We start from the raw sequence: 26,973 nt of genomic DNA on the forward strand, positions 1-26,973 counted from the left end.
CCTCCCTCTTACTAATTTGACTCCTGACAAACTATCTCCATCAAATCCATAAGCATTGTATGTAACAATTCCCATACTGACTTATCGCAACTATCAAGCAGAATATCTGATATATAGGGAATTCGATAAACGAATCTGGCATGTATATTCATAAGAACATACTCATACTCTTTTAACGATGTAAGATTCAAAAGAAGCACTACTGGCTTGCCAATACTTTGTATCCTATCTTGCATTAGAGAAGACATTTCCCACGGCTTAGATGTCATTACAAGCAAGCATATGTCCGCCTGTGCAAACTCCTGTCTATTTTCCTCCGTTAAGATTCCATAGTCTACAATTACGGTATCATACTCTTTTGCAAATTCACTTGTCTGTTCCACCACACAAGGAAGAATCTGCAAATATTTTGATACATAAATTCCATTCTCTAAATTAAAATTTCCTTTGCTATTAATAAGAGCTATACTATGCCCACTGCTATTATTCTCAATATACAAACTTCTTCCAGAGAATTGATTCAAATACTTATTAAAAGCAAGTGCTATATGGGTAGTCCCTACTCTCGTTTGAACTCCTGCAACTGCAATAGTAAGAGATGTTATCGCCTTACAGTTATTGTTTCCTCTTTTTTGTATCTTACTTAATGCTGTTATAACTTGTTCGATACCTTGATATCGTAATTTGGGATTTTCTTTAATACATCGATTGATGATTTTCTTTAATTGCTTAGAACATCTTCCTTTTAAATCTACATTTTCAATATAGGAATCTTTGCTCACAAAAACAACGCCAGTTACCATAGAATACATAACCATACCGATTCCATATATATCTGTCTTTTCACTCAAAACTCCCCCAGTATATTGCTCTGGAGCTGCATATCCAATCGTTCCTGCAACAACTTCTATCACTTTATCTTCGTTTTTGTATCTTGCAGATCCATAGTCGATTAGTGTAATTTCTTGGCCTGAAACAAGTATATTATCTGGTTTTAAATCAAGATAAAGAATGGGATTTTTTTGATTGTGTAGATATTGAATTACTTCACAAATTTGTAATGATAATTGAAGAATACGCTCCTCTGAGATAACCTCACCAGTTCGTATTAAAGATTTTAACGATTTGCCATCACAGTACTCCATAATAAGATAAGTATTGCGTTCATCTTCCTCTATGTCATACATAGCAGGGATTCGACTATGATGTAATTGACTTAAAATAATAGATTCTTTCAAAGAATGTTGATTGATACTATCGCTTTTACTTCGACACTTAATTACTCGAAGTGAATGAAGAAAACGATGTTTTGCTAAAAACACAGTGCTTGTACCCCCAGTGCCTAGCTTTTTAATTACTTGATATTTTTCTAGCAAACACTAATTTTATATTCTCCTTTCCTTGTTATCACAAATACTTTGTAAAATTATAACATCTCACTCCCTATTATAACTACTACGATTCAAATATGCAATTGTAATTTTATATTGTTTTTATACAAATTTTCTCTCATTTCTTTGGCTATATTTTACAAACACTATTCCTGTTTTTGTACTATTTCATCTGCTATCTATTGTACAAAATAGAAGTTTTTCCAATCATTTCGTATGCATTTTATGTTATTGACTTTATGGCATGTATGAATTATACTTTGTTTACAGATGAGTATATCTCTATTTAAACTAGTTATTATGGCACCTAACAACTATCTGAGTTTTCAGTAACATAGAAAAGGATGTGATTCTATGAAAATCGAAAAAATCAATGACAGCCAGATTCGATGTACTTTGAATAAAGATGACTTAATAGATCGTGAACTCAAAATTAGCGAGCTCGCATACGGAACCGAAAAAGCAAAAGAACTTTTTCGTGATATGATGCAACAAGCTTCTTGCGAATTTGGATTTGAAGCAGATGATATTCCATTGATGATTGAAGCAATTCCAATCTCTAGTGAATGTCTCATCTTAGTTATTACTAAAGTGGAAGATCCCGACGAACTTGATACTAGGTTCTCTAAGTTTACTGCCGATACAGATGACAGTTCCGATGATATAGACTTAGACGATGCCCCTTATGCAGATGAGATTATTAATTGTTTTGATCAATTAAACCAATTGCTTGATGACACATTGAAAGATGATGATAAAGATACGGAAGACTTTATTCCTCTTCCAAAAGCAATCAAGTCACATACAGAAGAAACAGCTTCAGAAACTACGGAAACTTCCAATGTTCAAAGTTCCGTTACAATTACTACGAATATGACCAAGGTATTCTCTTTTGACTGCCTTGACACTGTTATATCCGTATCTGGAATCCTTGTTTCTATGTACAAAGGTCAAAACACCTTATATAAGAATCCATCTAACTCACGTTACTATCTATTAATTACAAAGTCAGAACACTCTCCAGAAGAGTTTAATAAAGTATGCAATATCCTAACAGAGTATGGTAAGTCAGAAAAAACAACCTATGCAACTGCTAATTACTATGCAGAGCATTTCGAACCGATTGTAAAAGAGAATGCAATACAGATCTTATCTGTTATGTAATATATATTTACAATAACATAGCGTTCAACAACCAAAAAAGGCTATCACAAAGAATCGTATTTTATCTTTGTGATAGCCTTTTTTCTACTTAAACCTACTTATTATTTGCTTTCTAAATAAGCGTTAAGATCTGCAACTAGCGCATCTCCATCTAAACCATGAACCATAGCTGCTTCTCCGATTGATTCACCTTGAGCAGATGGACAACCGATACAGTGCATACCTGCATTTAATAATACAGAAACTGTTCCTTGATCTAATGCGATAATATCTGCGATAATCATATCCTTAGTTACTTTAGCCATAATATTGACCTCCTTGATTACGAATAAAATTTGCTTTAACTAGCATACTAAATCTGCATGCTCCAAAAACTTTATTTTCTACATTATTAACAAATCCCCTTTATTATATTCCATCATAGTTCCAAAGTCAAGCTAGTTACTGTTCACAAAAACGTTCACAGCAACGCAAGCTATGCTGTATCAGAAAATTTGTCGCCTTCTACTTACTTTTAAGCTATTTTTATGTACATCAAAAAAAACAAACAATATCGATAAATATTTAACAAACCACTTGACGTGTATACAGTATTCATTTATAATACAGACAGAAACAAAGAACACAATCTATTCGGTTCATTCGCTGAGACATTCATAGCCAAACTGACTATCAAGTAACTGAATAGTTGTATAAATTTGCCTAACAAATCATTTATTTATTGTTTTAAACAGGAGGATTATTATCATGTGTAAACCACAATGGGACGGCTTTGTAACTGGTGACTGGACAAAAGAAATTGATGTCCGCGGATTTATTCAAGCAAACTACACACCTTATGAAGGTGATGACACTTTCTTAGCAGGTACTACTCAAAAAACTACTGAGCTTTTTGACGAAGTTAAAAACCTTATGGCTGAAGAAACAAAAAAAGGTATCTTAGATGCTGAAACTACAATTCCTTCTTCTATCACAGCTTTTGGTGCTGGTTATGTTGATAAAGATAAAGAAGTAATCGTTGGTTTCCAAACTGACAAACCACTTAAGAGAGGTATCTTCCCTAACGGTGGTATTCGTATGGTTAAAACAGCTCTTAGCTCTTTTGGATACGAATTAAACAAACAAACAGAAAACATCTACACTGGCAACCGTAAAACACACAATGACGGTGTATTCGATGCTTATACAGAAGATATGAAAAAAGCTAGACACTCTGCAATCATTACTGGTCTTCCAGATGCTTACGGACGTGGACGTATTATCGGTGACTACAGAAGAGTTGCTCTATACGGTGTTGACAGATTAATTCAAGAAAAGTTAGAACAAAAGAAACGTCTTGAAATCAACTGTCTTGAATCTCCAGACATCAGACTTCGTGAAGAAATCTCTGAGCAAATCAAAGCTTTAAAATTATTAGTTACTATGGGTGAAAGCTATGGTTTTGATTTATCTCAACCAGCTAAGAACGCTGTAGAAGCTACTCAATGGACTTACTTCGGTTACTTAGCAGCTGTTAAAGAACAAGATGGTGCCGCAATGTCACTTGGTCGTGTATCTACATTCTTAGATATCTATGTAGAAAGAGATATCCAAAACGGTACATTAACAGAAGAAGAAGCACAAGAAATCATGGATCACTTTGTAATGAAATTACGTATGATTCGTTTCTTACGTACACCTGCTTACAACGATTTATTCTCAGGAGATCCAACTTGGGTTACTGAATCAATCGGTGGTATGGGTACAGATGGTAGAACATTAGTAACTAAGAACAGCTTCCGTGTACTTCACACATTAGTTAACTTAGGACCAGCTCCAGAACCAAACTTAACAGTTCTTTGGTCAACTTCTCTTCCAGAAGGATTCAAGAAGTTCTGTGCTAAGATTTCTATCACTACAAGTTCTATCCAATATGAAAACGATGATTTAATGAGAACTTATTGGGGAGATGACTACGGAATCGCTTGTTGTGTATCTGCAATGAGAATTGGTAAACAAATGCAATTCTTTGGTGCTAGAGCAAACCTTGCAAAAGCATTATTATACGCAATCAACGGTGGTAAAGATGAAAAACTTGGAGAACAAATCGCTCCATTATTCGCTCCAATCACTTCTGAATACTTAAACTACGATGAAGTAATGGTTAAATATGATCAAATTCTTGAATGGTTAGCTGAATTATACATCAATACATTAAACGTAATTCACTACATGCATGATAAATATAACTACGAAAGATTCCAAATGGCTCTTCATGATCTTGAAATCCTAAGAACAGAAGCTTGTGGTATCGCTGGTCTTTCTGTAGTAGCTGACTCATTATCAGCAATCAAATACGCAAAAGTTAAAGCAATCAGAGATGAATCTGGTTTAGTAGTTGATTACGAAGTTGAAGGAGATTTCCCTAAATACGGTAACAACGATGACAGAGTTGACAGTATCGCAGTTGAAATGGTAGAATTATTTATGAGCAAAATCCGTAAGCAAAAAACTTACAGAAAAGCTGTTCCAACACTTTCTATCCTTACTATCACTTCAAACGTTGTTTATGGTAAGAAAACAGGAAGTACTCCAGACGGACGTAAAGCTGGCGTTCCTTTAGCTCCTGGTGCTAACCCAATGCACGGAAGAGATACAAACGGTGCAATCGCATCTATGGCTTCTGTTGCTAAATTACCATACAAAGATTCACAAGATGGTATTTCATACACATTCTCAATCGTACCAAATGCACTTGGTAAAGATGAAGATACTCGTGAAAACCACTTATCAAGCTTACTTGATGGTTACTTCCATGATGGAGGACACCATATCAACGTTAACGTATTTGATAGAGAAACTTTAATTGACGCTATGGATCATCCAGAAAAATATCCTCAATTAACAGTTCGTGTATCAGGATACGCTGTTAACTTCATCAAGTTAACAAGAGAACAACAATTAGACGTAATTAGCCGTACTTTCCATGAACACAACTAATTCGCGTAATTGCTAATAACAAATTAATCTAGGGGGAGGTACTGTAACATTGTTGCAGCCTTCCCCTTTGTTTACACGGAGGACACACTATGACGATTGGTAAAATTCATTCCATTGAAACTTGTGGTACTGTTGACGGCCCAGGTATCCGCTTTGTTGCCTTTTTACAAGGTTGCCCTTTACGTTGTCAATACTGTCACAATCCCGACACATGGGATACAAAAAAGGGGAAAGAATATACTCCTGAAGAGCTTGTTAGTGAAATTGTAAAATACAAATCCTACATGAAATTCTCTGGTGGTGGAACTACATTTACTGGTGGTGAACCACTACTTCAAGCGGATTTTGTAAAAGAGGCTTTTCAATTATGTAAGAAAAACGATATCTCTACTGCTCTTGATACTTCTGGATTTATCTTTAATGATACGGTAAAAGAAGTTTTAGAGTATACAGATGTAGTCTTATTAGACATTAAAAATTATGATTCCGAAGTGTTCAAAACGATTACTGGTGTTGCACTTGATAATACGCTTGCATTTTTAGACTATATACGAGAGAAAAACATTAAAACATGGATACGCTATGTGCTAGTTCCTGGTTTATCGGATAATATTGAAGCTATCACGAAACTAGCCGAACATCTAAAAGACTACCCAAATGTATCTCGAATTGAACTACTTCCATTCCACAAAATGGGCGAATATAAGTGGGAAGAACTTGGCTATACGTATTCACTGAAAGAAACATCTGAGCCATCTCTTGCCCTTGTCAATGAAGTAAAATCGATTCTTGAAACAAGTGGTATTGCTGTGTACGCGAATGTATAATGGGTTCACATTCTAGCATAAACTTTATATACAATATACAAATTTAACTTGTAAAATATGCTTGTTTATATTACAATTGAACTAGCAAAAATTAAAGGAGGATACTATTATGGCATATGTAATTAGTGACGCTTGTGTAAGCTGTGGAGCATGTGAAGCAGAATGTCCAGTAGGCGCAATTTCTGAAGGAGCAACTCAATACGAAATCAATGCTGACGCTTGTATCGATTGCGGTACTTGTGCTGGTACTTGCCCAACAGGTTCAATCTCTGAAGCTTAATATTGATATTTTAAAATACAGTAATGGATGTCCATAAGACAGTAATTAAAAACTAACTTACAACATCTATTAAGCAGTATTGATAACAAAAAAGCAGTATTCTATTTTTAGGATACTGCTTTTTGTTTTGCACAACTTCGGGCAAGTTGACTCGAAGTTTATAGGTTACTGTTCACACAAAACGTTTATGGTTTTTATGCTTTTATTTTCTTGACACTTACCCTACGTAAGACTATAAGATTGTAGTATAATTCAGAAAAGGAAGTGTGTTTTATGCTTATAAAAATTGGTGATGTTACAAATAGATTTGGGATTTCGCACCGCTCACTACATTATTGGGAAAACGCTGGAATCTTAAAAAGCACTCGGAGCGAAAATGATTACCGCTATTATGATGATGAAAATATACAGAAGATTAAGCAGATTGTACTTTTGCGTAAATTACGACTGTCAATACCATCTATTCAAGAGATTTTTACATCCGATGAACTTTCAAAAATAATCGCAGTTTTTACAAATCATTTGGATGAAACAAAAAGGGAAACCGAACAACTTAATGCGTTAGGAACGGTTTTACGGCAACTACTCAATATGTTAAAAGACAAACAGAATATAGACAGCGTATATAAATATTTGGACACTACTCATAGCACGGAATCTGAAGAACTTAAAATTGCCTTGAAAACGGTTTTATCAGAACCAGCGAAAGAAATTACTTTAGAGACGCCACCAGAATCAATTGTAGATATGACAGGAATTAATCTATCGCTGCATCCTTTATCCAAACAGGATATTCCGGAATTGACCGAAATAATAAAGTCTTGTTATACTAGCAAAGAGGGTGTGGAGAAGCTATATTATTGGGATTTTGACGGATTTGATATGCCCAGTTGCCGTTGGTTTTATAAAGTCATGCAAGATGGCAGAAACGTGGGTGCTGTCAATCTGGTTTGTGTCGGAATGGAAGCCATGTTAATTCGCAGTATTGCTTATGACGACCCAGACAACAACGTCTACCTCTTTGAGCTTTTAAAACAAACATATCCTGATATATTATGTTGGAATATCTACTTTTCCAACAAAGACGCGGACGACGGGGAATTTCATTTCGATTGGGAAGGCAAAAAGAAGCAATTCGCAGATGATAATGGATTCACTTTTTATACCAATTCTCGCTGGGACCGATATATCAAAACACTGAAACCACATGATGAAATCTATAACAGCAGCCGTTACCGTTTTGCTCTGCTTGATGGCTCAATGGATGGTGTTTCATTTCGATTTTTCGGAGCTGACAGACTGGACTGGTATGATGGGAAAATGACGAATTGGACTGTCAATGACTGTGATTTCGGTAATACATTAATCTATGACTCATGGTTGGGAAACAGTAAGTTTTATGACAGTTCAATGGATAATAGTGATTTTCGATACACATCACTTTTGGGAAGCTCGTTTATTAATGGAAGCTTTCAAGATTGTAAAATCGAAAACTGTGACATTTCAGGCATGACAATTGATAGTATCAATGTGAAAGAAGCATTGGAATATTATAAAAGCCAAAACGGAGGACGTAAAAAATGAATCTGGCTGAAAAACAAATTATATCAAACCAACTACAGAATGCAGTAGTAGGAAAAACCATTACAAGAGCTATTGTCAATCAAAACCCACACACTTTCGTTTGGTTTGCATTGAAACCAAGTCAGATGTTTTGCGCACATGACGCAAATAACACGGTAGCATTGGGTTATGAATCGCTTTTGAACGGACAGATAATAGAAAAAGCAGAGGTTATTGGAGGAAGACTATATCTTTTTATCTCGAACAGGGCACTAAGTATTGATTTTACTCCACAATATTTCACCAAAAATACAAAGCCCCCCAAAAGACATCAGCTTTTATTAATGTTGAACGATGAGTCATACTTATCTTTTACTAGTTCACTCGGTGGAGCATTGTTTTTTATAAAAATCGGAGAAAATGGCTGGGCAACAGAAGGAGGGTTTCCCTCTATACTAACAGATGAATTTTCACAGGATTTCTTTTTAAACTTAATTAAACAAACTGAACTTAGAAGCCTTTCGGCAAAAGCATTTTTAGCAACAAAAAACCGTATTCCTGGACTGGACAATACCATTCTTCATGAGATTTTATGGGAAGCAAAGGTTAACCCTAAAAGTAAGATGAAAATTCTTAATGAATCTGATTTTATTAACATGTACAATGCAATAAAAAAGGTATTTCCTGCCGTTATTCAATCTGGTGGATTAGATACCCAAAAAGACCTTTTCGGGTATTTTGGCGGATATATTACACAAGTAAGTAAAAAGACGCTGGGTAAGCCATGTTTCCGTTGTGGCTGTCTAATTGAAAAAGAAGCATATCTCGGTGGTGTGGTGTACTATTGTCCTGAATGTCAGCCTTTTATTAAAAGTTGACAGTGTGTTATCCCTCTGTCTAAACTGATACAACGGGAAACGGCATGACCAAAGTCATGCCGCCCTTCCGAAATCATCATACTGTTTTACACTCCCCCACGTTAATCGTGAGGGGGGTTTTTTATGTTAAAAAAATAATATCATCTCTCTTTTTCTACTTCTAGTATAACACAAAATCCAAAATATTTCCAGTCTTGTTTTGCAATCTATACTGTGGTAACTTTATCGTACTACAAACGAATTTATGCCTGTATATCAACATTTGCAGACATATTATTCTCAAAGAAAGGCACGGTCATTTCTATGGATTTTCAACCACAAGACTTGTTTCCCTTACTAAAAACATTATCAGAAAAGTATACTTGCAAGGAAAGTACTTCTGTCAGCTATGAGACGGCACAACAACTTATGGAGGCAATACTCTATTGCATTCATGAAAATGACTCCACGACCGAAACAACTGCTTTAATGGAGACTTCCTCCTATTCTGCCGAACAGGCTTATGAACAAGGATACGCTCTTGTTGTCAGCAAAATAAAGCAAGCTCATACCTTATACAATCACATTATGCTTAACTTTAACGGGTATGGTAATGAGGCTTACGAGGAGACTCTGATAGCCGGTCTGCCGAGCTTTTTTACATGGTATGATCCAAAGTTTGCTCCACAGAATCATATTATTCTAATAGACTATCCCATTCTAACAAATCTGCAACATTTGAATGGAATTGATTTGATATACGAATATTTAAAATGTATTGAATTGGAGCAACTACTGCTATCCTCTTTTCCTAAGGAGTATATTCAAAGAGTTCTATCGCAATATCATCCTGATTATTCCGAGCTTATAATAAACACGACAGAAATCCTATTAAAAAATATTCTTGTAAACCTTTTGCTTAAAATGAATACTCCCACGGTTCAATTCCATACAATAGATTGTGAAAAGCTACAACAATCCATTCTACAGACAGAACGTGACGTATTCCTAGATTTACTTACTACTGCACTGGCAACATTTATTGACCAGAAACTGAATAACCGAAAAGATTTACTTCTATATCTAACGCAAGCAATACCAAACATTGCTACAGAACTAATAAATGCTGCTAGGAACAACTGTATTAATGCTATTTTAGGAGGCGATTTATATGGATGATTATTTTGAACTAATGTTACAAGAACAAAAAAGACTAGAATTAGAACGAGTTCTCTCCTGCAATCAAAAAACAGAGCAGTTTGGCTTAACTTTAACTCCAGAGGATGCCAATGCTCTAATGGAAACCAAACAAACCTCTTTGAAGGAGAATCGTCGTGTGGAGCTTGGGAATAGTGTTCTTCCTGAGATCATATTTGCATTTTGCGACTCGGCATATATCAATCAAGACAATTATGTAAATACTATTTCTGAACTGCAAGAGATTTTCTTTCTGTTCAAAAACGAAGCTTTAGATGAACTAACTGATGATGAATTGCTAACATTTATGAAAGAACAATTCGAAACAGTGTGCTTTGGAGATTTGGATTATCTTCGCAGCACCTGTCTCGAACGTTTTTCAAGAGGTATTCGTTGTGGATATAAGACACAATCCCAGAAAAGACTACGTGACGAATACGAGATGCGTCCTATAGAGAATGAATACCGCAATTTTGATGAAGAAACACATTGGGAAAATGAACTTTTTTATTTAAAACTAGAGGATTTATTCTAAATAATTAACCAACATGACGCTCAAATCTAGTAAACCCTAGAATTGTTTCTATCTCATTCAAAACATCTGTAGGAATTACCAACTCACTTGCTGCAATATTATTCTCTAATTGCTCTGGCTTGCTCGCTCCCATGATAACACTGCTTACAATCGGTTTTCTTAAAACCCAAGCCAGTGCAAGTACCGACATATTTGTACCAAGTTGTTCTGCTATCTGACTTAATTTCTCTACCTTTGCAAGATTTTCATCTGTCAGTAGGTTATTTATCTGCTTATCCGCCTGATGCGTTGCTCTTGAGCCTTGTGGATATGGCTGATCTTTTTTATATTTACCAGTTAATAGTCCTTGTGCTAGTGGTGAGAATGGCGTAATACCAATTCCGTATTTCTCACAGACACCTACAATTTCATGCTCAATATAACGGTCTACCATGTTGTATTGTGGTTGCAATACTGTTATTGGATATAGGCGGTATTGCTCAATGATACGTTGTGCTTCCTCAAGTCTAGCTGCTCCCCACTCTTCGCTCACTCCATAGTAAAGAATCTTTCCTTGTGCAACCAAATCACTTAACGCGCGCAATGTTTCTTCCATTGGCGTTGTAGGGTCAAATCTCTGACAAAAATACATATCCAGATAATCCATGTTCATATTACTAAGGGAGCGATCAATATTCTCAAAAATGTGTTTACGAGACAAACCCCATTCATTCGCTCCTGGCCCCATTGGGAAAAATACTTTACTTGCTACAACAAGGGAACTTCTGCGGTAATCCTTTAGTACTCTGCCTAAAAAACGCTCTGCATCTCCACCACTGTATGCATCTGCACAATCGAAGAAATTAACGCCTTTCTCATATGCTAGACGAATTGTCTGCTCTGCTACTTGTGCTTTTTCTGATCCGTTTAAGTCGGTCATCCAGCTACCTACTCCAATTTCACTAACTTTTAACCCTGATTTTCCTACATTACGATAATTCATATGAATTGCTCCTTCTCTAAGCTGATTGTTATTCCACATTATTAACCCATAGCCTTGCAACAACGCGCAAGGCTTGGTATTTGAACAGCAACCTACACTTTGCATTTTATCTTCTTTACAAATCATATCACTTCAAGTAAGCTTGAAGTAAAGATATATTTTTGAGTTTTAGAATATTTATTTCAGAAAGGAAATTATTTCATGGGAACATACAGTATTAGAGAAGTCTGTCAAAAATTCAATATTACCGCTTCTACTCTTCGCTACTATGAAGATTTAGGTCTACTACCACTCGTAGAGCGTACTCCTAATGGCCAGCGAATCTATACTGACTGCCACATTAGTCGCTTAGTTGGCATTCAATGCTTTAAGCAAACTGGTCTTCCACTTGCGCAAATTCAAAACTTCTTTCTATATGAAGAAAATATCTCGGAATACATTGATGAAATATTACTGCTTGTAACAGAGCATGAACAAGACATTATACGCCAGATGCAGGAAATGGAATCCAATCTTGCACACATTCACCAGAAGGTTAGTTATTATCGCGGAATCAAAGATGCAATTAAATTAAATAAGGAATGGCCCTGTTGGAACGACTATAAAAACGTCAAATAAGCCGTTCACTTTATATAGTGAATAAAAAATACATTTTTTCGAATAATTTTTCTTTCTTTTTTCTAATCTTATGGTATACTTTTAAATAGTGAAAAAAAAGTATATATATACTCAGGAGGAATACTATGCCACAAAGAACAGATATCCATAAAGTACTCATTATTGGTTCTGGTCCAATTATTATCGGACAAGCTTGTGAGTTTGACTACTCTGGAACTCAAGCCTGCAAAGCACTCCGCAACTTGGGCTACGAAATTGTATTGGTAAATTCAAATCCAGCTACAATCATGACAGATCCAGAAACCGCTGACGTTACTTATATTGAACCATTGAATGTAGAACGCTTAGAACAAATCATTGCTAAAGAAAGACCTGACGCTCTTTTACCTAACTTAGGTGGACAATCAGGATTAAACCTTTGTTCTGAATTAGCAAAAGCAGGCGTTTTAGATAAATATAATGTAAAAGTTATTGGTGTACAAGTTGACGCTATTGAACGTGGTGAAGACCGTGTTGAATTCAAAAAGGCAATGGATGAGCTTGGTATTGAGATGGCTCAAAGTGAAGTTGCTTACAGTGTAGAAGAAGCACTTGGTATCGCTGACAAACTTGGTTATCCAGTTGTACTTCGCCCTGCTTATACAATGGGCGGTGCTGGTGGCGGTCTTGTTTATAATAAGGACGAATTAAAGACTGTTTGCGCCAGAGGTCTACAAGCCAGTCTTGTTGGACAGGTTCTTGTTGAAGAATCTATTCTTGGATGGGAAGAATTAGAGTTAGAAATCGTTCGTGACTCTGAAAACAATATGATTACTGTATGCTTTATTGAAAACGTTGATCCACTCGGCGTGCATACTGGTGACTCTTTCTGTTCTGCACCAATGTTAACTATTTCTGAAGATTGTCAAAGACGTCTTCAAGAACAAGCATATAAGATTGTTGAATCTGTTGAAGTTATCGGTGGTACTAACGTTCAATTCGCTCATGACCCAGTGTCTGACAGAATTATCGTTATTGAAATTAACCCAAGAACTTCTCGTTCTTCTGCACTTGCTTCCAAAGCAACAGGTTTCCCAATCGCATTAGTAAGTGCGATGTTGGCTACCGGTCTTACTTTGAAAGATATTCCTTGCGGAAAATATGGTACTCTTGATAAATACAAACCAGACGGTGATTATGTTGTTATCAAATTTGCTCGTTGGGCTTTTGAAAAATTCAAAGGTGTTGAAGACAAATTAGGTACTCAAATGCGTGCCGTTGGTGAAGTTATGAGTATTGGTAAAAACTATAAAGAAGCGTTCCAAAAAGCTATCCGTAGTTTGGAAACTGGTCGTTATGGTTTAGGAAACGCCAAAGACTTTGGCTCAAAAACAAAAGAAGAGCTATTACAAATGTTAATTACTGCTTCTAGTGAACGTCATTTTATTATGTATGAAGCACTTCGTAAAGGTGCTACTGTTGCAGAAATCCATGATATCACAAAAGTAAAAGCTTACTTTATCGAACAAATGAAAGAATTAGTTGAGGAAGAAGAAGCTTTAGCAGCAAACCGTGGACAAATGCCTTCTGACGAAGCATTAACTACTGCTAAAAAAGATGGTTTCTCTGATAAATATTTAAGTCAAGTTTTAGATATTCCAGAAGCAGATATCCGTGAACGTCGTATCGCTATTGGCGTTGAAGAAAACTGGGAAAGCGTTCATGTAAGTGGAACAGAAGATAAAGCTTACTACTACTCTACTTACAATGCTCCAGATAAAAATCCAGTAAACACCGAAAAACCTAAAGTTATGATTCTTGGTGGCGGACCAAACCGTATCGGTCAAGGTATCGAATTTGACTACTGTTGCGTTCATGCTTCACTTGCTTTAAAAGAATTAGGTTTTGAAACAATTATTGTAAACTGTAATCCAGAGACGGTATCAACTGACTACGATACGTCTGATAAATTATACTTTGAACCTCTTACTTTAGAAGATGTATTAAGCATCTACAAAAAGGAAAATCCAGTTGGTGTTATTGCTCAATTCGGTGGTCAAACACCTCTTAACCTAGCTGCTGACTTAGAGAAAAATGGCGTGAAGATTCTTGGTACTTCTCCTTCTGTTATCGACCTTGCAGAAGACCGTGATTTATTCCGTGCAATGATGGAAAAATTAGAGATTCCAATGCCTGAATCAGGAATGGCTGTAAATGTAGAGGAAGCTCTTGAAATCGCTCATAGAATCGGTTATCCAGTAATGGTTCGTCCTTCTTATGTATTAGGTGGACGTGGTATGGAAGTTGTATATGATGACACTAGCTTAGAAAGCTACATGGCTGCGGCTGTTGGTGTAACTCCAGATCGCCCAATCCTTATTGACCGTTTCTTAAATCATGCTTTAGAATGTGAAGCAGATGCGATCAGTGATGGTACTCATGCATTTGTTCCAGCTGTTATGGAACACATTGAGCTTGCTGGTGTTCACTCTGGTGACTCCGCATGTATCATTCCTTCTAAACATATTACAGAAGAAAACGTTAAGACAATTAAAGAATACACTAGAAAAATTGCAGAAGAAATGCATGTTAAAGGTTTAATGAATATGCAATACGCAATTGAAGATGGTACAGTTTACGTTTTAGAAGCAAACCCAAGAGCTTCTCGTACTGTTCCACTAGTATCTAAAGTTTGCAACATTCGTATGGTACCTTTAGCTACTGATATTGTTACTGCTGATATAACTGGTCGTCCATCACCAGTGGCAACACTTAAAGAACAAGACATTCCATTCTATGGAGTTAAGGAATCTGTATTCCCATTCAACATGTTCCCAGAAGTTGACCCTATCCTAGGACCAGAAATGCGTTCTACAGGAGAAGTTCTTGGCTTATCTGTTTCTGATGGTGAAGCATTCTATAAAGCACAAGAAGCTACGCAATCTAAGCTTCCACTTGGCGGAACTGTTCTTATCTCTGTAAACCGCAAAGACAAAGCTGAGGTTGTTGAAATTGCTACTAAATTTGCAGAAGCTGGCTTTAAGATTCTTGCAACTGGCAACACATATGAATTAATCAATAGTTCTGGTATTGCTGCTACAAAAGTAAACAAATTATATGAAGGCCGTCCAAATATCTCAGATATGATTACAAATGGCGACATTGATTTAATTATCAATACTCCAGTTGGAAAAGACAGCATTCATGACGATAGCTACTTACGTAAAGCTGCTATCAAAGCAAAGATTCCTTATATGACTACGATTGCGGCTGCAAGAGCAACTGCTGATGGTATTGCCTATGTTAACAAACAAGGTAATGGAGAAGTTGTTTCATTACAAGATATGCATAAGCAAATTAAGGCTAAATAAATAGTAGAGATTTTCGTATTTTAGAGCGCATTTGCAATGCAAACTTTTAAATACTTTTCTACAAAAAAGAGAGCTACTCTATAACTTCAATTCTTTTGAATTACGTTAATGGGGTGGCTCTCTTTTTTGTTTAATCCTCTTGACAAATCATATGAATCTGTCATTATGTATCGTATAGATATATCTAATTGATATATAGTATAAGGAGACCCTACATATGAATGGAGAAGAATTACCTGGTGTAATGAAGCAATCGTTTTGCATCTTTTTTAATAACGGGGAAATATGGATTGAACATCTCGATGGAATTTATGGATATACAAATCTTGCATTAGAAAAGCTAGAGCTAGACTTTCAGCAATTCAAGCGACCATCTATGCCATCTGTAATGGCAGTCAATTTGGAGGAAACTTTTATTACCGATACATTAATTCAAAGTATTACAGAAAAGCTATTATATGGCTCAAAACAATTTAGAAAAGTCGTCTTCATTGGTGTAAGCAGACAAAAAGCAAAAGAAATAAAGAAGGCATTGGGTAAACCAAACTTCTTAGTTTCTTTTATAAATGATTTCGAAAAAGCAAAGGAATGGTTAATCTCGCCTATAGAAGTACACGATGGAGGACGGAAAAACTTGGATTGTGAGTGATTGAATATTCACTAAGTGCCTATCAAACTCTATAGGTTTGATAGGCACTTCAATCTTTTTCATTAATCAATCTAATGACTATTAAAATACTACCTTTTCACATTCCATATTGAATGCTTCTGCCACTTCAGGGCAAGTCAGTTTTCCTTTATATGTGTTAACACCTGGCAATATGCCTGGTAGCTTTTCGCAAGCACCTTGCAGACCGTGAGATGCAATTGCAAGACCGTAACGTAGGGTCGCATTGGTAAGAGCGATTGTTGAAGTTCTTGGCACTGCACCTGGCATATTTGCTACACAGTAATGCACAACTCCATCTACCACAAACGTAGGATCATCATGATACGTTGGATGTGTCGTTTCACAACATCCACCTTGATCAACTGCGATATCAACAATAACACTTCCAGGTTTCATTTTTGAAAGATACTCGCGACGGATAAGCTTTGGTGCTGCACCTCCAGGAATCAAAACTGCACCAATTACAAGATCCGCATTTTCGCAAAGACGCTCAATAGCAGAATCCGTACTGTAAATCGTTTGAATACTATTTCCAAAAATATCATCTAGATAAGTAAGACGGTCAAGGCTATTATCAACAACTGTAACATCTGCACCAATTCCGACTGCAATACGGCAGGCATTAATACCAACTACACCACCACCCAATACTGCAACTTTTGCACGTGGAACACCTGGAACACCCGCAAGCAACACGCCACGTCCACCAAAAGGTTTTTCTAAATATTTTGCACCCTCTTGGATACTTAGTCGTCCAGCAATCTCACTCATCGGTTTAAGCAGTGGAATGCCACCATTTACATCTCTGATTGTCTCATACGCAACACCGATTGCACCTGACTTAAGGAGTACATCTGTAAGTTGTTTATCTGCAGCAAGATGCAAATACGTAAACAGAATTTGCCCTTCTCTGATAAGCTCATATTCCGACTCAAGCGGTTCTTTCACTTTAACAATCATCTCTGAACGTTTATACACTTCAGCAGGTGTATCACAAAGCTCAGCACCGTTAGCCGTATACTGATCATCCGTAAATCCAGAACCGTTACCTGCTGACTTTTCAATCAACACAACATGTCCAGCATCAACATAACTTTTTACATTTTCAGGCGTAAGCCCAACACGAAATTCATATTTTTTAATTTCTTTTACACAACCTACGATCATAAAAGCTTCTCCTCATCAATTAAATAGCATAGCACGCCATGGACAGAGGTGATAAACCTCTTAAGAAATGACGATAACCTAGATAGTCATTTTACCATAAAAAGCACAATTTTACAATTAAAAATCCAGCTTCATAGGGTAACCCTTCATAATAAAAATGCTCCATTCTCATTCAATCTCCACCAAGTCAATAATCTCTGACTTTTCCATAAAATCTTTCCCCACATAATAATCAACCTGTAACTCATCTGAGTTAATAAACCTTGCACTTATGATTGCCGAAGAAGGAGGCACTGTTTCTGAAAACGCTCGCTCAATCTGCTTATAGTATGCCTCCCTATCAAATATATCCGTGACAATTAATTTATCACCTTCCATAAACACAATCTTCCCTTTATCAACCAGTACAGGCGTATCATATGCTTGTGAAAGCAGGCTATTCTTTGTATCGTAAAAATACGTTATGTAGAAAGGACTACCATAGCTGATTACAACTTGGATGATATCATCTTCTAATTTGTTTATATGAGGTTTATTTGGTATAGTTATCTCATCAATAACCTCTTTATTATTATCAATAAGTTTAAGCGTGTAGGTTTCATCCACATTATTCATGATTGTATAAAAGTCTTCTATCTGACTAGGTGTCTTCTTGGTTTCTACTATAGAATCTTCTGTTATGTCTTCTCTCCCACAAGCCATAAGTAGTATGCACAAGATACCTGTCCATATAATAAATACTTTTTTGAGCTTCATCACCGCACCTCCTTCTAGTCATGAAATTCCATATTCATCATATCATCTTTTCCCATTACTTTTCTTCTCTCTCTTTATTCATGCCCTTCAAAGCTGAATCTATAATTGTTTCCACAGGAAAGACTATATAAAACAAGCAACCTATCTTAATAAGATAACCAGATATTCTCTCTTTCGCATTCACATCAATTAGATTGTATTCTTTTATAAATAAATATGCTAAAACTAGATACAGTACTATCTTCAATATGTTAAAAACGATTTTGAATGTTCCTTTACCTTTTATAATATTAAGAACCAACATAACAACTAAACACAGCAAAAACGTTGCACCTGCTATGTTGGCCAACTTATTACCTAACGGATCATCTACTATGTATATTACTTTTAAAATTAGCAAGAAAAAGAATAACAAATAATGTGGTATAAACTTTGTAAACTTCATAAAATCTCCTCTATTTTATTCAGACCTTCTACTACTACAGTTACCAAATTCTACTTTTCTTAATTATATCAAAGGACTATTTAAATGTATACCTTACTGGAAAATTTCTGGTTTCACAAAAAAGGAGCTACGCATCACTTGCCGTAGCTCCACACACATACACCTTTTACTTATATCAACTCTTTTCGTTTAAAAATCGTCTTCTTCTTCCCTCCTTCTGCCTGTGCCGCAGCAATTTCAGCTCTCCCACGCTGAAATGCTCGAATTGTTTCATCTAAGTGCTTGTAACGTTCCTCCTCTCTTTGCTCTTTTTCTCTGAATTGAAAATCTATCTCCTTTGATACATTCAAAGATACAACTTTCCCAATGTTTCCTGCCATCTCATCTGTACTCTCACGAAGCGCATTTAAAATCAATTCACTCATAATATTTTTAAACTGAATCATCTTATCTTCCCGATTTGTAATATCTTCTTTTATTGTATCCATAGAATCGAGTGCTGTCTCTTCTTCCTCTATATTTGCAGAGCAAATCTCCGTCGTTTCCTCATTCTGCTCTGATTCTCCCTCTACTACCTTCGCATTTTCCTCTGAATTCATATTCATGTGTTCTCCTCGTACTTCATCCAAATGAATTAAATTGCTGCAATCATTCTCTGTCTGTTTCTCTATCTTGTGAGTTGTTGCATGTAATTCTCGTAATTCCTGTCTACTTTCCAATTCAAATACTCTTTCGTTCAATTCGTTTCTTAATAGTAACATACTCTTTGCGTCTAGTGTTTCAATTTTATGTATATTAGGGAGTATCATCTTAATTGCTCTTAACTGAAATCCCTGTTCTTTTAAAAGCTTTACGTTCTTAAGTATCTTAATATCTTCCTCTCTATAATACCGATGCCCCATCTCATTTCTAGGTATGTTAAGTCCTAACTCTTCTTCCCAATATCGTAATGCATGTGGTTCAACATCTATCTTTTTCGACGCATCGGATATAATATAACGAATCTCACCCATGAATAATCCTCCTCTGTTATTTTGATAATTCGTATATTTCGTTACTGTTCACTCCGTGACCAGTAACATGGCTTGTACTACAATTTTAAATACAAAGCTGGTAACTATTATATTCGCCACCCATTACCAGCTACCATATATTTACATTATAGCATAGTGTTTTCATATCGCAATATTATAATTTTAAATAAAAAAAGAAGTTATCGACAGATAACTTCTGACTTCCACTCCAACCACTTTCGTCTGACAGGATGGTTGAGCATATTAGCTTTTTTTTAATTTCATATGGTAAGACTTATATATGAAAAGACTGAAGGTGTTTGTTAATTACACTCTTAACACCCTCAGTCTGTTTTATAATCTTATATTCGTAACTGTTCAACCGTTTTACTTTGTTGGCACTCCGTACAACACACCTCTTGAGCCGGTCGCAAGATAAAATCTACCTGCAACCCTAGGATCACCTGTAATACTCATAATATCACCATACATTTGTTTTTCATTGTTAAGACGAGCATATGTCTTACCTTCGTCTTCTGTAACAAAGAAACCATATTCTCCGTCTATTGTACCACTTACATAGATTGCTTTCTCTCCATGCAAACCAAGTCCCATACCTTGACACTTAACGGCATCGCCTTCCTTAGTAATTCGTTCTGCATTAAATGCTTGATTCTCTGCATCATACACCACTTTCCAAAGACCATGCTCTCCTAATGCCATCCAGATAACGCCCTCTTCTTTCGCCTCAAGTCGAATCTCTGCATAATTATTACAGTCAAAACCTGATAGAACCATGATAGGGAAATTCTCTGGTGTATCTTTTTGATAGAATGTAACTCCACCATCTGTACTTACATAGAACTGAGAAGCTTCTCCAAAACCATAGAACACTTCTGGATTTACTCGGTCTGCCATTACTTTAATATTACGAAGGGAATTACAATATGCAAAGAATTCATCGTAAGTCTTCCAATTTGGAACAGGAGGACATTCATAAGTCTCACTAATGCATTCACCTTGCTTGTCATAGATTTTACATTTATGATATGTCTTACCGCCATCTTTTGTATAGACAACAGCATTTACTGTAAGGGATAGCACCTTCGCAATTGACCATATAATTGTTTTACTGTCAGCTGACATTGCAGCCCAACCAGAATTTACATTTGGTCTCACAATCTCATCTAACAATCCATCTATAAATGATGATAATCCGTATGGTTGAGGCAAATGTTCAAATGTCTTACATTGATCTCTCGATACAATTAATCCACCCTTTGTTTTACCAGTCCAATTTCCTCTAGGTGTTACAACTACATATTCTTGATTATTCTCGCTATAGTCTGCATTGATACAAGTGATATAACGATTACCGCATTCATCTGCAAATGTATTCTCAGCCGGTTGGTCTAAGTCTGTGAATGCAAAACCACCTAAATCACCTAGTATATCAATTAACTTAACATCACCTTGACTCGGTGCATAGAGATTCAAATGTACGGTTTCTTCAATTCCTTTACACTCAGGTTCCCACGTACAATCCTCTGCAAGTAAGTTATATGTTACAAACGCTCCTGAACCACTATTGAATAGGGCATGATTCGGATTATATGGATTAATCCTTATATCTGTTAACCAATGTAATAAGGATTCTTGACCATTATATTCTGGTTTCATATATGGAACGGTAAATTCAATACGACCTACCTCTAGCCCTTGCAGATTTTTCTTCCATGTTTGTCCACCATCTCTTGATATGAATACGATATCTCCAGGATGTTGATAGCAGATTGTACTACAAATCAATACTGATGTATCCGTTTCTTTTTCATAAGTAAGTGCAATTCCTCCCATACCAAAGGAAATATCATCTAAGCTCTCCACACCAAAATCTGCTGCTGTCGGTGTTATGTCTTTGTATTCTGAAACTTCACCATTAGACTCAATATGATAACGAACTACCTTACCACTCTTTTGCATACCACAATCACAACTATAGCAAGCAAAACTCCAACCATAAGTCGCCGCTTCCGACATTGTTACATAGAGATACTCTTTATCAAACACATATCTAGCGCCAACATATCCTGTGTATCCAGATTCTTCTGTCTTTGGCAATAAAGACTCTGGTTGTTGTAATGGAACGAATGTCTGTGCTCCATCCGTAGATATATATAAACTATGTCCACGCAATTTTCCTTCTGCGCTTCCCTCTCCAGACGTACCAACAACAATTGTTTTGGAGCGTCCCTCGATTGTCGCTCTTGGATCAATCCATACAAATGTAATTTCCGTTTCATTCTTTTCTTCTGAACCATCAAAGGAAACCGTAATAAACTCCCAACTGTCCCCTTGGTCATTCGAGCGCATAAGACCTTTTGATTGTGAACCAAAGTATAGGATATCACTATTATTAGGGTCTACTTGAAGTCTCTCGCCAGTTCCCCTACCAGGGTTATTTCCATGTATGCTGCAAGGCATTTCCTTATAAGTAAATGTTTCACCCTTATCTGTAGATATACACAACTTGCCTGTATTTCTGTTACTGTATCCACAAACAAGATAGAATAATCCACTATTATTGTTATCAACTGCAAAAGAAAGTGGATAAGTCTCCGATACATCCTCTTGCCTAACATGATTCATCAACGAATTCCATGTACGTGTTTCAAATTCAAATCGGTATGTTCCACCGATATCTGTTCTTGCATATAATAAATTTTCTTCCCTCTCATGAAATAAAAACCCCGTCACATAACCACCACCAGGGATTGGTATGTTCTTATATGTATACTCTCGTGTTTCTTTGATAATTCCCATAATATAAACTCCCTTCTTTGTTCCAAGTTTCTATAGACTAGGACAATGCCTCACAAATCTACTTTCGCCACCTCAAATATCAGGTCAAATAGCAGCTTTTCCTATCGCTAACCTCATCGTCCTACACTACCTCTATGCTAATACTACCATACCCCTCAAAAAAGCAACACCGATAAAAATAGTGATTTATTACATGAAAAAAGACAACTTATAACCTATGTACTTTCTCACATAGTAATTATAAGTTGTCTCCCAATATTATTATTTCAACTATAGATAACCCGCGAAACTCTCAATATCCTTGACCCGCTTCTTGATTACCGTACTTTAACAAAGAGTAAAGAACACTCTTAAAAAACGATAGCAAAACATCTATAGTACTTCTTGGTGTATACTCCACAACCTAACTTGAGTTTCGCCCCTTTACCTAATGTCTCTCAAGATTAGCAAACTTCGTAAACTGCGATAACCATGCAAGCTTAACTGTTCCTGTAGGACCATTTCTTTGCTTACCAATAATAATTTCAGAAACGCCAGCTTCCTCCGAGTCATGGTTGTAATAATCATCACGGTAGATAAACATTACAACATCGGCATCCTGCTCGATTGCCCCAGACTCACGAAGATCTGATAACATAGGACGTTTATCTGGTCTTTGTTCTACTGCACGGCTTAGCTGTGATAATGCAATTACAGGTGCACTTATTTCTCTCGCTAACGCCTTTAGAGAACGTGAGATTTCAGAGATTTCCTGTTGTCTTGATTCTGCTTTCTTACCACCAGACATCAACTGCAAGTAGTCAATGATAACAAGTCCCAGATTATGCTCTAACTTAAATTTACGGCATTTTGAACGTAACTCTGTAATTGAAATGCCTGGCGTATCATCTATAATTAGATTAGAATTACCGATAGCTCTTGCACTTTCCACAAGTTTTACCCAGTCATCATCTTGTAGTTCACCACTACGAATCGCTTGGGAATCTACTTTAGAATTCATAGATATAATACGCTTCACCAACTGGTCCTTTGACATTTCCAGAGAGAAAATTGCTGTTGTGACATTGGATTTAACCGCTACATATTCCGCAATGTTAAGAACAAATGCGGTTTTTCCCATAGAAGGTCTGGCTGCAATTAGAATTAAATCCGATGGCTGTAATCCTGCCGTTTTATAATCAAGGTCATAGAAACCTGTTGCAATTCCTGTTACACTACCTTTGTTCTTTGCCGCAGATTCAATACTCTCTAATGACTTAATAACGATATCCTTGATACTTACAAAGTCTCCAGAAGATTTATTCTGTACAACATCAAATACTTGTTTTTCTGTTTCTTCAAGAATCACTTCTAGTTTTTCACGATTAAGATAACATTCATTTGTAATACCTTCCGTTACTTTAATCAAGCGTCTAAGTGTTGCCTTCTCTTTTACGATGTTCGCATAGTACTTTACATTTGCCGAAGTTGGAACAGAAGACATCAAATCACGTATGAAATCAATGCTACTAAGCTCCGCTGGCAACTCTTTCTCTTTTATCTTCTCTTGAAGAGTAACTAAGTCTACTGGTTTTCCTTCATTAAAAAGTTCCACCATCGAATCAAATAGTAAACCATATTGATGCTGATAAAAGTCTTCAGATGATATAATTTCCGATGCAGTCGTTATGGCATCTTTATCCATAAGCATAGATCCGACTACTGATTGCTCCGCCTCAATACTATGTGGAGGTACTTTTTTAATTAATGACTCATCCATGACTTTCTCCTATCCAATCTATTGCTCTGTTACTTTAACAGTTAGTTCTCCTGTTACTTTTTGATGAATCTTTACTGGTACGTGGAATGTCCCCATATTCTTAATTGGTTCTGCTAATTGCATTTTTTTCTTATCGATATCATATCCTAATTGCTCTTTTGCAGCAATTGAGATTTCCTTTGTTGAAATAGAACCAAATGTTCTACCATCTTTACCAAGCTTAATTTTAAGAACAACAACTTTCTCTTCCATTTCTTTTGCAAATGCCTTTGCTTGCTCAAGAATCTCTTTCGCAACCTTTTCATCGTTTGCTTTTTGAAGTTTTAAATCATTTATATTCTTAGCAGTCGCCTCAACGCCTAACTTTTTACTTAGGATAAAGTTTCTTCCATATCCATCACTTACTTTAACAAGTTCCCCTTTTTTACCTAACGCTTTTACATCTTGTAATAAAATAACTTCCATAATTATAACTCTCCTTCCTGTTGCATCGTCTTTAATGTCTCTTTCACAAGATCAACGGCTTCTTCCATTGTTTTGTCACATATCTGCGCACCTGCAATGCTCATGTGTCCACCGCCACCTAATTTCTCCATAACAATTTGAACATTTAATTCATCTATGGATCTTGCACTTACATATATCTTTCCATTAAACTCTGTTAATACAAAAGATGCTTTTACATTTGTAATATTAAGCAATTCATTCGCAACCTTTGCACCAATAATCGTCGGACTTTCTACCCCATGCCCTTCACATTCTGTGATTGCATAGTGATTAAGAAATACCTCTACATTACTAACGGACTCCGCTTGCACTTTATATTCCATCATATCACAACGGAATGCTTTACGAATCTTTGTTACATCTGCACCACTACGTTTTAAAAACGCCGCCGCTTCAAATGTACGAACACCTGTCTTTGATAAAAAGTTGTTTGTATCAATCATAATTCCAGCATACATCGCATCAGCTTCTGCCTGCTTTAGACGTAAACCTTCGCCAATATATTGTAATATCTCTGCTACCATTTCACAAGTACTAGAAGCATACGGCTCAATATAGGATAATACTGCATTCTCGACTGCTTCACCTGTTTGTCTATGATGATCAAGAATTACTATTGTTTTTGTTAAAGATAATACTTCTTTACATTCTGTATAGTTTGGTCTGTTTACATCAACAATAACCAGTAATGTATTGTTATCTACAATTTCCATCGCTTGCGCACTTGTTAGAATCATATCGCTCTCATACTCAGGATTATCCTGAAAACGTTCCATCAATGGACGTACAGAAGTTGTTACCTGATTAATAATAATATGTGCACGCTTATTAAGCGTCTTTGCAACACGATAGATACCAATTGCCGCGCCAAAGGAATCCACATCACCAATGGAATGCCCCATAATAACCACTTTATCTTTTGCTTCTACAAGCTCTTTCAGCGCATGTGCCTTTACTCTTGCTTTTACTCTTGTATTCTTCTCAACCTGCATACTCTTTCCACCATAGTAAAGAAGCTTCTCACCCTCTTTCACTACGGCTTGGTCTCCACCTCTACCAAGTGCAAGGTCAATAGCTGCTCTGGCATAGTCGTAACCTGTCATATACGTGTCAGCATTTACACCAAGACCCATACTTAATGTAACCGCCATATCATTACCGATATTAACGCTACGAACTTCCTCTAATATAGAGAATTTATTGCATTGAAGTTGGTTCAAATATTTATGTTTAAACACAAATATATATTTATCCTTTTCAAGCTTCTTAACAATGGCATCAATACCTTGCATATATTTATTAACCTTACGGTCAACAAGTGCAATTAATAAGGAGCGTCGAACCTCATCAATTGATTCAAGCGCTTCTTCATAGTTATCAATATAGAGTAAACCAACAATCATTTTCTGCTCTTCGATTTCTTTAATATATGATGTAATTTCCGTCTCATCATACATATATAATGCAATTAGCGAATTATCCAGATTACTTGTTTCATAATTTGTATCATACTCATCTTCGCCTTCGCTAAAAGATTTGGCAATCGTTCTGCGAAGAACAAGACGATAATTTCGACTTTGAAATGCTACATGCAATACCGTATCTTTATCTACATGCGGTAGGTTTTCCTTTGTTATGTCAGGAAATATATTCATAATAGATCTTCTCGCTGCACGTTCATTTGCAATACTATCTATAAATTCATCATTTCCCCATAAGAGATGTCCATCTACATCTAATATTGCATACGGAAGAGACAATTCTTTTAAGAGTTGCTTCTGCACTTGTCCATAGTCAGCGGCAAATCGTACAATCTCTCCAAATATCGTAATTCGTTTCGTCCGATACAATATAATAGCAACAATAACATATACTACTACATATATGCTCATCATAACTGCTGCTCTCTTATTAATAAAATATATACTTATGTCCATCGCTACCAATAATAATGATAGCCAGACAGGCCATCGGAAGTATGATTTAATCATTGCAGTAAGTTTACTTTTTCTATTCATCCTAACTCCCAGCTTTCCACTTCTTCTATCGCAACTATTAAGGACTACATCCTTCAAGTTATGATTATCCAA

22 protein-coding genes are annotated in these 26,973 nt (G+C 36.2%); 11 read left to right on the plus strand and 11 right to left on the minus strand.

From position 1 onward, the window contains the following. Positions 1 to 11: 11 nt before the first annotated feature. Positions 12 to 1,376: a serine/threonine protein kinase gene (locus RMR19_RS15595; protein WP_310604422.1), complete on the minus strand. Its 1,365-nt coding sequence runs from the start codon at positions 1,374 to 1,376 to the stop codon at positions 12 to 14. A gap of 369 nt (positions 1,377 to 1,745) precedes the next feature. On the opposite strand from RMR19_RS15595, the gene RMR19_RS15600 reads away from it, so the two are divergent. After that, complete coding sequence (locus tag RMR19_RS15600; RefSeq protein WP_310604423.1) at positions 1,746 to 2,555, plus strand: adaptor protein MecA; 810 nt, start codon at positions 1,746 to 1,748, stop codon at positions 2,553 to 2,555. Positions 2,556 to 2,656: 101 nt separating this feature from the next. Here the strand turns inward: RMR19_RS15600 and RMR19_RS15605 are convergent, their stop codons facing one another. Then, on the minus strand, positions 2,657 to 2,860 hold the full coding sequence (locus RMR19_RS15605) for a DUF1858 domain-containing protein (protein ID WP_310604424.1): 204 nt from the start codon (positions 2,858 to 2,860) through the stop codon (positions 2,657 to 2,659). Between the two features lie 442 nt (positions 2,861 to 3,302). Between RMR19_RS15605 and pflB the strand changes: the two genes are divergently transcribed. From pflB to RMR19_RS15640, 7 genes are all read left to right on the plus strand, one after another. Beyond that, the gene (gene pflB, locus RMR19_RS15610) at positions 3,303 to 5,534 is read left to right on the plus strand and encodes a formate C-acetyltransferase (RefSeq protein ID WP_310604425.1); all 2,232 of its coding nucleotides are present in this window, start codon (positions 3,303 to 3,305) and stop codon (positions 5,532 to 5,534) included. Positions 5,535 to 5,623: 89 nt separating this feature from the next. Next, positions 5,624 to 6,361 carry a pyruvate formate-lyase-activating protein gene (gene pflA / locus RMR19_RS15615; protein WP_310604426.1) on the plus strand — a complete coding sequence of 246 codons (738 nt, stop codon included), beginning with the start codon at positions 5,624 to 5,626 and terminating at the stop codon, positions 6,359 to 6,361. A gap of 109 nt (positions 6,362 to 6,470) precedes the next feature. Further along, the gene (locus RMR19_RS15620) at positions 6,471 to 6,641 is read left to right on the plus strand and encodes a DUF362 domain-containing protein (protein ID WP_310604427.1); all 171 of its coding nucleotides are present in this window, start codon (positions 6,471 to 6,473) and stop codon (positions 6,639 to 6,641) included. A 273-nt stretch (positions 6,642 to 6,914) separates the two neighbouring features. Continuing rightward, complete coding sequence (locus RMR19_RS15625) at positions 6,915 to 8,225, plus strand: MerR family transcriptional regulator (protein ID WP_310604428.1); 1,311 nt, start codon at positions 6,915 to 6,917, stop codon at positions 8,223 to 8,225. After that, entirely contained in the window at positions 8,222 to 9,082 is an 861-nt protein-coding gene (locus tag RMR19_RS15630; RefSeq protein WP_310604429.1) for a hypothetical protein, read from the plus strand. Before RMR19_RS15625 ends, RMR19_RS15630 begins: the two co-directional genes overlap by 4 nt. Before the next feature lie 303 nt (positions 9,083 to 9,385). After that, positions 9,386 to 10,240 carry a DUF6179 domain-containing protein gene (locus tag RMR19_RS15635; RefSeq protein WP_310604430.1) on the plus strand — a complete coding sequence of 285 codons (855 nt, stop codon included), beginning with the start codon at positions 9,386 to 9,388 and terminating at the stop codon, positions 10,238 to 10,240. Beyond that, positions 10,233 to 10,793 (plus strand): DUF6323 family protein, encoded by a 561-nt coding sequence (locus tag RMR19_RS15640; RefSeq protein WP_310604431.1) that lies wholly within the window; start codon positions 10,233 to 10,235, stop codon positions 10,791 to 10,793. Before RMR19_RS15635 ends, RMR19_RS15640 begins: the two co-directional genes overlap by 8 nt. A gap of 4 nt (positions 10,794 to 10,797) precedes the next feature. Here the strand turns inward: RMR19_RS15640 and RMR19_RS15645 are convergent, their stop codons facing one another. After that, positions 10,798 to 11,775 (minus strand): aldo/keto reductase family protein, encoded by a 978-nt coding sequence (locus tag RMR19_RS15645; RefSeq protein WP_310604432.1) that lies wholly within the window; start codon positions 11,773 to 11,775, stop codon positions 10,798 to 10,800. Between the two features lie 201 nt (positions 11,776 to 11,976). Here RMR19_RS15645 and RMR19_RS15650 point away from each other — a divergent pair, with 201 nt between their 5' ends. The 3 genes from RMR19_RS15650 (at position 11,977) to RMR19_RS15660 (ending at position 16,392) form a co-directional block, all read left to right on the plus strand. After that, positions 11,977 to 12,393: a MerR family transcriptional regulator gene (locus RMR19_RS15650; protein ID WP_310604433.1), complete on the plus strand. Its 417-nt coding sequence runs from the start codon at positions 11,977 to 11,979 to the stop codon at positions 12,391 to 12,393. Between the two features lie 125 nt (positions 12,394 to 12,518). After that, positions 12,519 to 15,743, plus strand: coding sequence for a carbamoyl-phosphate synthase large subunit (gene carB / locus RMR19_RS15655; protein ID WP_310604434.1), 3,225 nt, complete (start codon positions 12,519 to 12,521; stop codon positions 15,741 to 15,743). Positions 15,744 to 15,960: 217 nt separating this feature from the next. Beyond that, positions 15,961 to 16,392, plus strand: a complete 432-nt coding sequence (locus RMR19_RS15660) for a hypothetical protein (protein ID WP_310604435.1) — start codon at positions 15,961 to 15,963, stop codon at positions 16,390 to 16,392. Between the two features lie 81 nt (positions 16,393 to 16,473). On the opposite strand, the gene ald is transcribed toward RMR19_RS15660, so the two are convergent. The 8 genes from ald to RMR19_RS15700 form a co-directional block, all read right to left on the minus strand. Beyond that, on the minus strand, positions 16,474 to 17,580 hold the full coding sequence (gene ald, locus RMR19_RS15665) for an alanine dehydrogenase (RefSeq protein ID WP_310604436.1): 1,107 nt from the start codon (positions 17,578 to 17,580) through the stop codon (positions 16,474 to 16,476). Positions 17,581 to 17,748: 168 nt separating this feature from the next. After that, positions 17,749 to 18,336: a hypothetical protein gene (locus RMR19_RS15670; protein ID WP_310604437.1), complete on the minus strand. Its 588-nt coding sequence runs from the start codon at positions 18,334 to 18,336 to the stop codon at positions 17,749 to 17,751. A gap of 55 nt (positions 18,337 to 18,391) precedes the next feature. Then, entirely contained in the window at positions 18,392 to 18,781 is a 390-nt protein-coding gene (locus RMR19_RS15675; RefSeq protein ID WP_310604438.1) for a hypothetical protein, read from the minus strand. 170 nt (positions 18,782 to 18,951) lie between these two features. Continuing rightward, the gene (locus RMR19_RS15680) at positions 18,952 to 19,794 is read right to left on the minus strand and encodes a MerR family transcriptional regulator (protein WP_310604439.1); all 843 of its coding nucleotides are present in this window, start codon (positions 19,792 to 19,794) and stop codon (positions 18,952 to 18,954) included. A 387-nt stretch (positions 19,795 to 20,181) separates the two neighbouring features. After that, a complete protein-coding gene (locus RMR19_RS15685) occupies positions 20,182 to 22,617 on the minus strand; it encodes an endoglucanase (protein ID WP_310604440.1) in 2,436 nt (811 codons plus the stop codon). A 427-nt stretch (positions 22,618 to 23,044) separates the two neighbouring features. Then, complete coding sequence (dnaB, locus tag RMR19_RS15690; RefSeq protein WP_310604441.1) at positions 23,045 to 24,376, minus strand: replicative DNA helicase; 1,332 nt, start codon at positions 24,374 to 24,376, stop codon at positions 23,045 to 23,047. Between the two features lie 18 nt (positions 24,377 to 24,394). Beyond that, the gene (gene rplI / locus RMR19_RS15695) at positions 24,395 to 24,841 is read right to left on the minus strand and encodes a 50S ribosomal protein L9 (RefSeq protein ID WP_310604442.1); all 447 of its coding nucleotides are present in this window, start codon (positions 24,839 to 24,841) and stop codon (positions 24,395 to 24,397) included. Positions 24,842 to 24,843: 2 nt separating this feature from the next. Further along, positions 24,844 to 26,901, minus strand: a complete 2,058-nt coding sequence (locus tag RMR19_RS15700) for a DHH family phosphoesterase (RefSeq protein WP_310604443.1) — start codon at positions 26,899 to 26,901, stop codon at positions 24,844 to 24,846. Positions 26,902 to 26,973: the final 72 nt, after the last annotated feature.

This window comes from Anaerosporobacter sp. (assembly GCF_031551385.1).
Classification (GTDB): Bacteria; Bacillota; Clostridia; order Lachnospirales; family Lachnospiraceae; genus Anaerosporobacter.

What these genes read in the sequence shown, in the direction of transcription:
- pflB (WP_310604425.1), top strand. Translation starts at nt 3,303, where the DNA reads ATGTGTAAACCACAATGGGACGGCTTTGTAACTGGTGACTGGACAAAA.
- carB (WP_310604434.1), top strand. Translation starts at nt 12,519, where the DNA reads ATGCCACAAAGAACAGATATCCATAAAGTACTCATTATTGGTTCTGGT.
- RMR19_RS15635 (WP_310604430.1), top strand. Translation starts at nt 9,386, where the DNA reads ATGGATTTTCAACCACAAGACTTGTTTCCCTTACTAAAAACATTATCA.
- RMR19_RS15645 (WP_310604432.1), bottom strand. Translation starts at nt 11,775, where the DNA reads ATGAATTATCGTAATGTAGGAAAATCAGGGTTAAAAGTTAGTGAAATT.
- RMR19_RS15605 (WP_310604424.1), bottom strand. Translation starts at nt 2,860, where the DNA reads ATGGCTAAAGTAACTAAGGATATGATTATCGCAGATATTATCGCATTA.
- rplI (WP_310604442.1), bottom strand. Translation starts at nt 24,841, where the DNA reads ATGGAAGTTATTTTATTACAAGATGTAAAAGCGTTAGGTAAAAAAGGG.
- pflA (WP_310604426.1), top strand. Translation starts at nt 5,624, where the DNA reads ATGACGATTGGTAAAATTCATTCCATTGAAACTTGTGGTACTGTTGAC.
- RMR19_RS15640 (WP_310604431.1), top strand. Translation starts at nt 10,233, where the DNA reads ATGGATGATTATTTTGAACTAATGTTACAAGAACAAAAAAGACTAGAA.
- ald (WP_310604436.1), bottom strand. Translation starts at nt 17,580, where the DNA reads ATGATCGTAGGTTGTGTAAAAGAAATTAAAAAATATGAATTTCGTGTT.
- RMR19_RS15670 (WP_310604437.1), bottom strand. Translation starts at nt 18,336, where the DNA reads ATGAAGCTCAAAAAAGTATTTATTATATGGACAGGTATCTTGTGCATA.
- RMR19_RS15685 (WP_310604440.1), bottom strand. Translation starts at nt 22,617, where the DNA reads ATGGGAATTATCAAAGAAACACGAGAGTATACATATAAGAACATACCA.
- RMR19_RS15625 (WP_310604428.1), top strand. Translation starts at nt 6,915, where the DNA reads ATGCTTATAAAAATTGGTGATGTTACAAATAGATTTGGGATTTCGCAC.
- RMR19_RS15620 (WP_310604427.1), top strand. Translation starts at nt 6,471, where the DNA reads ATGGCATATGTAATTAGTGACGCTTGTGTAAGCTGTGGAGCATGTGAA.
- RMR19_RS15600 (WP_310604423.1), top strand. Translation starts at nt 1,746, where the DNA reads ATGAAAATCGAAAAAATCAATGACAGCCAGATTCGATGTACTTTGAAT.
- RMR19_RS15660 (WP_310604435.1), top strand. Translation starts at nt 15,961, where the DNA reads ATGAATGGAGAAGAATTACCTGGTGTAATGAAGCAATCGTTTTGCATC.
- RMR19_RS15650 (WP_310604433.1), top strand. Translation starts at nt 11,977, where the DNA reads ATGGGAACATACAGTATTAGAGAAGTCTGTCAAAAATTCAATATTACC.
- RMR19_RS15675 (WP_310604438.1), bottom strand. Translation starts at nt 18,781, where the DNA reads ATGAAGTTTACAAAGTTTATACCACATTATTTGTTATTCTTTTTCTTG.
- RMR19_RS15680 (WP_310604439.1), bottom strand. Translation starts at nt 19,794, where the DNA reads ATGGGTGAGATTCGTTATATTATATCCGATGCGTCGAAAAAGATAGAT.
- RMR19_RS15630 (WP_310604429.1), top strand. Translation starts at nt 8,222, where the DNA reads ATGAATCTGGCTGAAAAACAAATTATATCAAACCAACTACAGAATGCA.
- RMR19_RS15700 (WP_310604443.1), bottom strand. Translation starts at nt 26,901, where the DNA reads ATGAATAGAAAAAGTAAACTTACTGCAATGATTAAATCATACTTCCGA.
- dnaB (WP_310604441.1), bottom strand. Translation starts at nt 24,376, where the DNA reads ATGGATGAGTCATTAATTAAAAAAGTACCTCCACATAGTATTGAGGCG.